Source organism: Pseudoalteromonas sp. NZS37 (assembly GCF_015864265.1).
GTDB lineage: Bacteria > Pseudomonadota > Gammaproteobacteria > Enterobacterales > Alteromonadaceae > Pseudoalteromonas > Pseudoalteromonas arctica.
The window spans coordinates 1-2,329 of record NZ_JADYXL010000028.1 but is presented as its reverse complement, the minus strand read 5'-3'; the positions used below and the strand labels follow the sequence as shown (position 1 = coordinate 2,329).

Annotated in this window: 2 protein-coding genes; both read left to right on the top strand. The window is 41.9% G+C overall.

Annotated elements, in window-relative coordinates; all coding sequences use genetic code 11:
* Positions 1-87: 87 nt before the first annotated feature.
* Entirely contained in the window at positions 88-921 is an 834-nt protein-coding gene (locus tag I6F47_RS20075; protein WP_197184435.1) for a tyrosine-type recombinase/integrase, read from the top strand.
* Positions 918-2,009, top strand: coding sequence for an IS91 family transposase (locus I6F47_RS20070; RefSeq protein ID WP_197184434.1), 1,092 nt, complete (start codon positions 918-920; stop codon positions 2,007-2,009). Before I6F47_RS20075 ends, I6F47_RS20070 begins: the two co-directional genes overlap by 4 nt.
* The last annotated feature ends 320 nt before the right edge of the window (positions 2,010-2,329 follow it).

Below are 2,329 nucleotides of genomic sequence, written 5' to 3'. Positions count from 1 at the left end.
TGTTGAACTAAGCCGCTACGCGGAGATCCTATTCTGACCATTTGAGCCACACTTACCTTGGGGTTATCCCATATTTGGAGGTAAGTAATGAATACACTCATTGAACAAGTCAAAACTGAAATAGCCTACCGTGGTTATTCACAAAGTACCTGTAAAAGTTACTGCGAGCATTTACTTAAACTCAGCCATTATTTTAATAAACCACTCGATTTAATTACTGATGATGAGCTGAATATCTTTTTTAAAGATCCCGCCATTCGCAAGCTCTCCAGAGCGAGTCAAAAAATACAAATAAACAGCATTTGGTTTTTGTTTAAGAATATTTTACACCGCCCACTGAACTTAGACATAGCCTTGCCTAAAGCAAAACCTCGGGCACCTACTTATTTATCGCGTGATGATATTCGACGACTTATAGAAAGTTGCACGGATATGCGCTTAAAAACATTGATAGTGGTGTGTTATGGATGTGGTTTGCGTATTAGCGAACTGCTGCGCATCAAAGTGCAAGACATCGATGGACAGCGTAAAACCATTTTAATTGAACATGGTAAAGGAGATAAGTCACGCTATGTTGTTGTATCAGATAGCGTGCTAAATCAATTACGTTGCTATTGGAAAATGTATCACCCAACGGGCTGGATGTTTTATTCACGATGGTTAATGGATAAACCTATGTCACCCTCAAGCTTCAGAAAGGCATTGAAAAAACATGCACAAATGTGTGGTTTAAAGCACTGTAATCCACATGTATTACGCCATGCTTATGCAACACATCAACTTGAGTTAGGGATGCCGCTTCATCAACTTCAACATCAGCTTGGTCACAGTGACATTAGAACCACGCAAAGTTACTTACACTGGTTACCTGAATTAGGGCATGGTGGTATTGATTTACTCGCAAGTTGGGGAAACCAATGAGCGGCTTGCATCTCGCTGATATTTTAAATTCTGGCCTTGGGAATTATCGGCAGCACCACATAATGAGTTATCAGCAGTTACGAGTCTGCCAACACCTTCAATCATGCAGAACGGGACAGCTCGGTTATCAAGCATGGCAATGTGATAACTGTAGTGAAGTACAACAAATTGGATGTAGCTGTCGAGATCGGCATTGCCCACGTTGCCAAGGTATGGCAACGGCTAAATGGGTGCAAAGACAACAAGAGGATTTATTATCGTGTCGCTATTTCCACCTTGTTTTTACGCTCCCGCATGAGTTAAATATCATTGCGCACTACAACCCAAACGCGTTGTATCACTGTTTATTTAAAGCCGCATGGCAAACGCTGTGTAAATTTGCGAAACGAAAGAGGCATGGCCAGCTAGGCATGACAAGCGTACTGCATACGTGGGGGCAGAACTTAAGTCAGCATATCCACCTGCATTGCTTGATACCCGCAGGCGCGCTTGATAAAGCGCACTGGCATGAAATAGAAAAAGGCTATTTATACCCCGTTAAAGCATTATCAACAGTGTTTAGAGGGAAAATGCTCGCGGCACTCAATGAATGCGATAGTTCATTCGCGAAGGTAAGCACACCAACCAAATGGTGTGTGTATAGCAAAGCCTGTTTAACGTACAGTGAAAAGTTAGTCAGTTACCTTGCACGTTATACCCGAAAAGGCGTGATGTCAGAATCGCGATTAGTGTCAGCGACTGAAGAAACAGTGAGCTTTAAATACCGCGATTATGCAGATAACAACCGCGATAAAGTCATGACTCTGAGTTGTGATGAATTTTTACGGCGCTACTTACAACATGTATTGCCCAAAGGGTTTATGCGCATTCGCCACTATGGCTTTTTAGCTAATGCGTGTCGCAAGCGAAAGTTAGGGTTAATAAAGGCTCAAGTATCAGCATCCCCATGCAAAGCGGTGAAGCCGAAGGTAGAGCAAGAACGATTAATACTCCATTGGTCTTGCCAGTCATGCAAGACGGGTACCTTACGATTTATTGGTGTGATGAATTTAGATGAGGTGACAAATAAAATAGCGCGAACGAGTTAGCAGCCTTGCTTGCTGCATCAAATCAATAAGTTAACCTGCTTAATTGCTCAGGCTAATAGCGACTGTGCGAGCGAAAAATATCCTTGCTTAACAGTTAAACATTCGGTTTAATGAATAGATAATAAACGCTGAGCAATGCAGGGAAAGCTTAAATTATAATAGGTAAGCTTATTAAATTAGCTGATTTAGCTAGAGCCTCTAAAAAGCAAATTCCCATAGCATAAACAACACCAACTCTGACACACCGAGCAGGTAGCGCCTCAGTCCAACAAGCGATTATGCAACACAAACTGCGTGTCGCATAAATACTAAAGTGTTAG